Source organism: Bisbaumannia pacifica (genome assembly GCF_007989625.1).
GTDB lineage: Bacteria > Pseudomonadota > Gammaproteobacteria > Pseudomonadales > Halomonadaceae > Bisbaumannia > Bisbaumannia pacifica.
The window spans coordinates 42,469-50,343 of the sequence record NZ_BJUK01000026.1 but is presented as its reverse complement, the minus strand read 5'-3'; the positions used below and the strand labels follow the sequence as shown (position 1 = coordinate 50,343).

General features: G+C 68.3%; 10 protein-coding genes. 3 read left to right on the top strand and 7 right to left on the bottom strand.

What is annotated here, in order from left to right; genetic code table 11:
- The 3 genes from HPA02_RS18235 to HPA02_RS11830 form a co-directional block, all read left to right on the top strand.
- Window positions 1-286 (top strand): hypothetical protein (locus HPA02_RS18235; RefSeq protein ID WP_186809975.1); only part of this gene is annotated, 286 nt, incomplete at its 5' end.
- Window positions 287-483: 197 nt separating this feature from the next.
- A complete protein-coding gene (rsmD, locus tag HPA02_RS11835) occupies window positions 484-1,152 on the top strand; it encodes a 16S rRNA (guanine(966)-N(2))-methyltransferase RsmD (protein ID WP_146803404.1) in 669 nt (222 codons plus the stop codon).
- A gap of 69 nt (window positions 1,153-1,221) precedes the next feature.
- Window positions 1,222-1,416, top strand: a complete 195-nt coding sequence (locus tag HPA02_RS11830; RefSeq protein WP_146803403.1) for a cell division protein ZapB — start codon at window positions 1,222-1,224, stop codon at window positions 1,414-1,416.
- On the opposite strand, the gene rimI is transcribed toward HPA02_RS11830, so the two are convergent.
- The 7 genes from rimI to prfB form a co-directional block, all read right to left on the bottom strand.
- On the bottom strand, window positions 1,413-1,883 hold the full coding sequence (gene rimI / locus HPA02_RS11825) for a ribosomal protein S18-alanine N-acetyltransferase (protein ID WP_307725136.1): 471 nt from the start codon (window positions 1,881-1,883) through the stop codon (window positions 1,413-1,415). The genes HPA02_RS11830 and rimI overlap by 4 nt on opposite strands.
- Window positions 1,876-2,697, bottom strand: a complete 822-nt coding sequence (locus HPA02_RS11820) for a hypothetical protein (RefSeq protein WP_146803401.1) — start codon at window positions 2,695-2,697, stop codon at window positions 1,876-1,878. The genes rimI and HPA02_RS11820 overlap by 8 nt, the downstream gene beginning before the upstream one ends.
- A complete protein-coding gene (locus HPA02_RS11815) occupies window positions 2,694-3,002 on the bottom strand; it encodes a BolA family protein (RefSeq protein WP_146803400.1) in 309 nt (102 codons plus the stop codon). Before HPA02_RS11815 ends, HPA02_RS11820 begins: the two co-directional genes overlap by 4 nt.
- A gap of 41 nt (window positions 3,003-3,043) precedes the next feature.
- On the bottom strand, window positions 3,044-4,450 hold the full coding sequence (locus HPA02_RS11810) for an MFS transporter (protein WP_146803399.1): 1,407 nt from the start codon (window positions 4,448-4,450) through the stop codon (window positions 3,044-3,046).
- A 72-nt stretch (window positions 4,451-4,522) separates the two neighbouring features.
- Window positions 4,523-4,909, bottom strand: a complete 387-nt coding sequence (locus HPA02_RS11805; protein WP_146803398.1) for a hypothetical protein — start codon at window positions 4,907-4,909, stop codon at window positions 4,523-4,525.
- A gap of 107 nt (window positions 4,910-5,016) precedes the next feature.
- Entirely contained in the window at window positions 5,017-6,567 is a 1,551-nt protein-coding gene (gene lysS / locus HPA02_RS11800) for a lysine--tRNA ligase (protein ID WP_146803397.1), read from the bottom strand.
- 104 nt (window positions 6,568-6,671) lie between these two features.
- Window positions 6,672-7,770 (bottom strand): peptide chain release factor 2 gene (prfB, locus tag HPA02_RS11795; protein ID WP_186809974.1). Its coding sequence is split into 2 segments (ribosomal slippage): window positions 6,672-7,694 and window positions 7,696-7,770, totalling 1,098 coding nucleotides; the frame shifts between segments, so codons are not numbered across the junction.
- Between the last annotated feature and the right edge of the window lie 105 nt (window positions 7,771-7,875).

Below are 7,875 nucleotides of genomic sequence, written 5' to 3'. Positions count from 1 at the left end.
CAGGTTCAGGCTCAGGCTCAGGCTCAGGCTCAGGCTCAGGCTCAGGCTCAGGCTCAGGCTCAGGCTCAGGCTCAGGCTCAGGCTCAGGCGAGACAGTCTCGTCGACGTGCGACGGAACCTCTACCTCGGGCGCGGCCTCGGTGACCGGCGTCTCGGCTTCGCCCTCGGCACCTGCCGCTTCACTCTCGGGCGCCTGGGACTCCTCCAGCCGGGCCTCATCGGGCTGTTGCTGCTGCTCTTCCTGTTTCTTCTTGCGCTTGAAAAATCCGAACATGGGGGGATCTGACCTCGAGGTCTGAAGAATCGGCTCATCCTACCACTGCCAATCATTACTGTGGATGTGGATAAGGCCGGAGGGATACGCATTCCCCTTACACATCGAGCCACATCCTCCTCTCGCCACCGCCAACCATTACTGTGGATAAGGCCAGAGGCACGACCCCGGCCATGACTAGGGAGAAGGCCGGGGGTACAATCCCCGCCATGAAACGACGCCCTTCTTCTTCCTCTCGCCAGCGCCGCGCCTCGTCCCGGGGGACCGCTTCAGGATCTGGCCCGGCGGGCCGCGGCAAGCTACGCATCATCGGCGGCGACTATCGCCGCCGCCAGCTGCCGGTGCCCGATAGCCCCGGCCTGCGCCCCACCCCCGACCGGGTCCGCGAGACCCTGTTCAACTGGCTGACCGGGGTGACGCCCGGCGCCCGGGTGCTGGACCTCTATGCCGGTACCGGCGCCCTGGGCCTGGAGGCGCTCTCCCGGGGCGCCCGGCAGGCCTGCTTCGTGGAGCGCGAACCGCGGGTAGCCCAGGGGCTCGGCACCAACCTGGCGACCCTCGGGGCTGACGAGCGGGGCCGGGTCCTGACCCAGGCCGCGGAGGCCTTCCTGGCCGGCCCCGCCACCCTCTTCGACCTGGTCTTCCTCGACCCGCCCTTTCGCCAGGGGCTGGCGGAGGCGGCCTGTATCGGCCTGGAGGAGAATGGCTGGCTCGCCCCCGAGGCATGGATCTATGTGGAGGTGGAGCAGGAGCTGGCACTAAGGGTGCCGGCCCACTGGCGACTGCATCGGGAGGTCAAGGCCGGCGATACCCTGGGACGCCTCTACCAACGCCAGTGGCGCCAGGCCCCGCCGTCGCCGGCCGGCGACGCTTGCTGAGCCGCGCCAGCCATCGTACGCTGCGCCCTGTAGGCTCATGCCACACGCCCAGCGATCAGGAGAAACAGGATGAGTATCGAACTCTTCAACCAGCTCGAACAGAAGGTGTCCCAGGCCGTGGAGGCCCTGGAACTGCTGAAGATGGAAGCCGAGGAGCTGCGCGAAGAAAACAGCCGCCTGAAGCAGGAGCACGACGAGTGGCAGCGTCGCCTCAATGGCCTGTTGAGCAAGTTCCAGGAGCTGGACGGCGGTAGTCAGTCCTAAGCCATCTCCGCCGGGGGTGCCAGCGCGAGCGACATCAGCACGGCGTCCTCCCGGGGCGCCCCGGCCACCCCCGGATAGTAGCCCCGGCGGCGCCCGTCCTCCGTGAAACCGGCGGCCCGATAGAGCGCCAGGGCCGGCGCATTGCCGGCTCGTACCTCCAGCAGCAACCGCTCGCTCCCCCACCCCCTCGCCGTCTCGACCACGCTCTCCAGCAGCAGCCGCGCCAGGCCGCGCCGCCGGGCCCGAGGCGACACCGTGATGGCCTGAAGCTCCGCCTCAAAGGGCAGCCGATAGACGATCGCCTGCCCCAGCAGTGTCTCCCCGTCGCGTACGCCCCTGACCCGGGCCGCCTCATCTTCCAGGGCATCGGCCAACTGGCGCTCGCTCCAGGGGTGGGGCTGCCCGGCCCGCTCCAGGGCCAGCAGGTCCGGGAGGTCTCCCCCGACCAGGCGCACGAGCTCAGGCATCGCCATCGCCGGCCCAGGCCTGGCCCAGGGCGAACAGCCGCGGCCACAGGGCCCGCTTGGCCTCGCCATCCCGGGCCAGCTCGGCGAGGCTCGGCCCCTGCCAGGCGGGTAGCGCCAGGCCCTCGCTGCGCTCGCCATCGATGGCCAGCACCCGGCCAAGCTCCGGCGAGAGACCGAACACCAGCAGCCGCTCCGGGTACCAGCCACGCCCGGCGATAAAGGCCTTGAACCCCTCCCGGGCCTCCTCCAGAGGCGCCTCCACCGGCAGCTCCTCCATCAGCGGCCAGTCGAAGCGCTGCCAGGGCGCCGCCAGGGGCAGGCCGGCGGCACGCCCCAGGTTATTCAGCAGTCGCTGTTGCATGGCATCCGGCGCCTCGGGGAGGAGCACCAGCCAGCGCCCCTCCAGGGCCATCAGCCGTACGGAGAAGCGCAGCGCCTGCTGAGGTGCCACCGGCGAAGCGGCGGGGGCCGCGGTCTGGGCGGAGTGGGCCTCAGGCGGCGTGGCAGCCGGGGCCTGGGGAGCCTCGCCCAGCAGGGCCTTGGCCCGCCCAGGCCCGGCAGTCGTCTCGGGCGATGCCTGGGGCGATGTCTGGGGCGATACCTTGGGCGTCGCCTCGGCGGGCTCGCGGGAGGGCGCCGCGGGCTCCTGCAGCAGCGCCTGCAGGCGGGCCCGGGGTGCCTGAGCCGCCACCGGCGCCTCCTCGGGCCAGTCGCAGGCCGGGGTCTCGGCCGCCCCGGGCAGCCGATAGCGGGCCGTCCAGGCGGTCAGTCCCATGGCCTCCAGGTACTGGAGGCGCTGCGGCTCGTTGATCACCGGCCGCCGCCGCGACAGTTCGGGGAATCGGGCCGCTCGCCGCCCCGGGCGGCCCACTCCTCCGGGGTATAGGGATGCAATGCCAGGGCATGCACGGGGCCGGCCAGTTCGTCGGCCAGCAGGGCGTAGATCTGCTGGTGGCGTTTGACCGGCAGCATGCCGCCGAAGCGCTCGGAGACCAGGGTCACCTTGAAGTGGGTCTCGGAGTTCGGCGGCACATGGTGCTTGTGACTCTCGTTCTCCACCAACAGCATGCTGGGCTCGAGGGCCTGGAGTTTCGCTTCGATGGACGCCTGTACGCTCATGGGAGCCTCGCTAGGGGAGAGGAAAAGGACCTCCATTGTACTCATTCGGCCAGGCGCCGACGATGGTCCTCGCGGCGCGCCGCCTCACTCAACGGCAGGCGCCGCAGGCTGGCCAGCAGGGCCAGCAGGCAGGCCAGGCAGCCCAGCCAGAGGGTCGCCTGCACCGAGGCCAGCCAACCGGTGGCCAGCACCAGGCCGACCACGGCCACCCCCAGGGACTGCCCCAGGGTGCGGGTGGTGCTCATCACCCCGGAGGCGTTGGCGCTGCGTTCCCGGGGGATACTGCTCATCAGCTCGCGGTTGTTGGGGGCCTGGAAGAGCCCGAAACCCAGGCCACATAGCGCCATGCGCCACAGGCTATCGGCGAGGCTCGCCTCGGGCCCCAGCAGCGCCAGGGCCGCCAGGCCGCTCATCAGCAGCCCTAGCCCGGTGCTGGCCAGCAGGGCCGGATTGACACGATCCGCCAGGCGTCCGGCCAGGGGCGCGGTGAGCATGATGATCAGCGGCCAGGGGGTGAAGAGCCAGGCGGTCTGCAGGGGCGAGTAGCCGAGCTCCTTCTGGTAGTAGAAGGAGAGCGCGACGAAGACCAGCCCCTGGGCGATGAAGGTCAGCCCCTGGGCTTGGATGCCCAGGGCGAAGCGCGGTTCGCGGAAGAGCCCCAGCGGCAGCAGCGGATAACGGGCGCGACGCTGGCGGGCCAGGAAAGCGACGCCACAGGCCAGGCTCAAGGCCAGCAATGCCAGCCCCCAGGCGTCGCCATGGCCCAGGGCGTCCATGGCCAGAAAGAAGCTCACCAGCATCGCCGCCGAGAGCAGGGCCCCGGCCAGATCGAAGCCACCCTGGCGGCGCGGCTCGGCAGGCAGCGCTCGCCAGGCCAGCATGGCGGCGATCAGCCCCAGGGGCACATTGAGGGCGAACAGCCAGGGCCAGTCGGCGACGGCCAGCACCAGCCCACCCAGGGCCGGCCCCGAGGCATAGCCCACCGCCACCACCATGGCGCTGAAGCCCATGGCCGCCCCCAGCAGCCGCGAGGGGAAGACCTGTCGATAGATGGAGGGGCCAATGGAAAGGGTGGCGGCGGCCCCCAGCCCCTGGAGGGCGCGGAACAGCAGCAGGGTCTCGAAGCGCTCGGAGAGGGCGGCGCCCAGGGAGGCGACGGAGAACAGCAGCAGCCCCGAGAGGTAGAGGCGACGCCGGGTCAGCAGCTCGCTCAGGGCGGCGCACAGCAGCAGGCTGGCGCCACACACCAGTTGAAAGCTGGTCACCACCCACACCGCTCGGGCCTCGGAGATGATCAGGTCGCGGGCGATGGAGGGCAGGGCCACGTTGATCATGGTGACGTCCACCACCGTGATCAGGGTGCCCAGCACCAGGGTCAGGACGGCCAGGCGGCGCTCGGGGCCCGGCAGGCCATCGTCGCCGGGACGGGTGGAGAAGAGTCGGCTCATGAGGTTCCGTTTGTACCAGCGCAACGAAAAGACCGGCCGCGGCCGGTCTTGGAGGACGGTGAGGCGATCCGCTTAATCCGGGTCGCTTTCCATCAGCAGGGCATCGTCGAACTCGGAGATTTCCAGGGGCGCCTCATCGTCCAGGTCCATGGCCAGATAGCTGTGCTCGACCCGCAGGAAGCGCTGGAAGAGCGCCCAGTCGAGGGTCTCGGGCCAGAGGCGCTCGTCCTCTTCCCAGGCCCGCAGCTCGGTCTCGAGGATCTCCAGGTAGCGCTCCCGGACGAAGGCCTGCAGGGCCTCCGGGGCATCCATCTCGGGGATCAGGTAGACGGTGCTTTCCCGATCGATGTCATCGAGGGTCAGGTCATCCTCGCCCACCGTGGGCTCTAGGGAGTTGATCCAGTCCAGGAAGGGCTGGGTCGGCTTGACGCTCAGGGCGGAGCGGTTGAGCAGTTTCATCGCACTCTCCTCGATGACGATTCCTGGGCATTATGGGCGCAAGGGCTCGCAGTTACCAACACTTCCCGCCCCGGTTCATGCGCCCCCACGGAAGGAGGCGCCCCCCTTCAATCGCCTTCGGGGCGCATGGCCGGGAACAGCAACACATCGCGGATCGAGGCGCTGTCGGTGAGCAGCATCACCAGGCGATCGATACCGATCCCCTCGCCGGCGGTGGGCGGCAGGCCGTATTCGAGGGCGCGCACATAGTCGGCGTCGTAATACATCGCCTCGTCGTCGCCGGCCTCCTTCTCGGCCACCTGCTCGCGGAAACGCTCGGCCTGGTCCTCGGCGTCGTTGAGCTCGGAGAAGCCGTTGGCGATCTCGCGGCCGCCGACGAAGAACTCGAAACGCTCGGTGACGAAGGGGTTCGAATCCTTGCGCCGCGCCAGCGGGCTGACCTCGGTGGGGTACTCGGTGATGAAGGTGGGCTCACGGAGACGATGCTCCACGGTCTTCTCGAAGATCTCGATCTGGACCTTGCCCAGGCCCCAGCCATCCTTGACGTCGATATCCAGGCGCTCGGCGATCTGACGGGCGGCGCTCTCGTCGGCCAGGGCCTCGGCATGGATGTCCGGGTTGTACTCGAGGATCGAGTCGAAGACGCTGAGGCGGCGCAGCGGCCGGCCGAAGTCGTACTCGAAGGTCTCCAGCACCTCGCCGTCGCGGTTACGCACGGTATTGACCACGGTGGTGGTGCCCAGCACCTCCTGGGTCAGGCTGCGCAGCATCGCCTCGGTGAGGTCCATCAGGTCGTTATAGTCCGCGTAGGCCTGATAGAACTCGATCATGGTGAACTCGGGGTTATGCCGAGTGGAGAGGCCTTCGTTGCGGAAGTTGCGGTTGATCTCGAAGACCTTCTCGAAGCCCCCCACCACCAGGCGCTTGAGGTAGAGCTCCGGGGCGATGCGCAGGTACATGTCCTGGTCCAGCGCATTGTGATGGGTGACAAAGGGGCGTGCCGTGGCACCGCCAGGGATCGCCTGCAGCATGGGGGTCTCCACCTCCATGAAACCGCGAGCCTCGAAGAAGCGGCGCATGGCGCTGATCACCCCGGCGCGGGTCGCGAAGACCTGGCGCGAGTCGGGGTTCATGATCAGATCCACGTAGCGCTGGCGGTAGCGGGCCTCCATGTCGGTGAGGCCGTGGAACTTGTCGGGCAACGGTCGCAGGCTCTTGGTGAGCAGCTTGGCCTCTTCCATCATCACATAGAGGTCGCCCTTGCCGGACTTGTGCACCGGCCCGCGCCCGGCGACGATATCGCCGATATCCCAGCCCTTGACGTCCTCGAGCACCTCGGCCGGCAGCCCCTTCTTGTCGACATAGAGCTGGATCTGTCCGGAGACGTCCTGGATGACGATAAAGGGGCCACGCTTGCGCATGATGCGCCCGGCCACTGCCGCCCGGCGTCCCAGCGCCTCGAGTTCCTCCTTCGCCTTGTCGCCGAGCTCGGCCATCAGCTCGGCGGCCTGGCTGTCGCGGCGAAAGTCATTGGGGAAGGCACTCGTCCCCTGGGCAACGGCCTGCTCGCGGCGCGCGGCCAGCTTGGCGCGGCGCTCGGCGATCAGGTGGTTCTCGTCCTGCTGGGGGCTATCCGTGGAGGGGCTCTGGTTGGCCATGTCGCTACCTGTAGTCGAGTTAAGCTTGGGCAAAGGGGCTGGCGGAAACGGAGAAGACGCGCCGGCACGCGGCGAGGCCTTCGCCCCGCCGCGATGGGCGAGGGTCAGAGACCCTGTTTAAGGCTGGCTTCGATAAACTGGTCCAGGTCGCCGTCCAGCACCTTGTCGCAGTTGCTGGTCTGCACGCCGGTGCGCAGGTCCTTGATGCGCTGGTCATCCAGCACATAGGAGCGGATCTGGCTGCCCCAGCCGATATCGGCCTTGGACTCCTCCGCCTCCTGCTTGGCGGCGTTGCGCTTCTGCATCTCGTGTTCCCACAGCTTCGCCTTGAGCTGCTTCATGGCGAAGTCGCGGTTGGCATGCTGGCTGCGCTGGCTCTGACAGGCCACCACGATGCCGGTGGGCTCGTGGGTGATACGCACCGCCGAGTCGGTGGTGTTGACGTGCTGACCGCCGGCGCCGCTGGAGCGGTAGGTATCGACGCGCAGGTCCGCCGGGTTGATCTCCACCTCGAAGCTGTCGTCCACCTCCGGCGACAGGAACACCGAGGCGAAGGAGGTATGACGCCGGCCGCCGGAGTCGAAGGGGCTCTTGCGCACCAGGCGGTGCACCCCGGTCTCGGTACGCAGCCAGCCGAAGGCGTAATCGCCCTGGACATGGATGGTCGCCGACTTGATACCCGCCACCTCGCCGGCGGAGGCCTCGATGATCTCGGCCTTGAAGCCGTGATGCTCGGCCCAGCGCAGGTACATGCGCAGCAGGATATTGGCCCAGTCCTGGGCCTCGGTGCCGCCGGAGCCGGCCTGGATATCGAGGTAGGCGTTGTTCTCGTCCATCTCACCGGAGAACATGCGCCGAAACTCCAGCTTCTCCAGGGCGTCCTGGAGCCCCTCGAGCTCCTTGCGCACCTCGTCGACGGTGGCCTCGTCCTCCTCCATCTCGGCCAGCTCGAGCAGATCGCGGCTATCGCCGAGGCCCTGGTCGAGCTCATCGATGGTCTGGACGATCTGCTCCAGGGAGGCGCGCTCCTTGCCGAGCTTCTGAGCATAGTCCGGGTCGTTCCAGACGTTGGGGTCTTCCAGCTCGCGGGAGACTTCTTCTAGCCGATCCTTGCGTTCGGCATAGTCAAAGATACCCCCTCAGGACGTCTGTCCGCTCGGACAGGTCCTTGATGAGGTTATGAATGGGATTGGTTTCCAGCATGGGGGCGTCTCGCCTCGATCTGCGGTGAACAAGCGGCCGCCCACCCCGAGAGACATCCCCGGGTCGGGCGACGCGGAAAGGGCATTATTGTAGCGAACCTGGCGC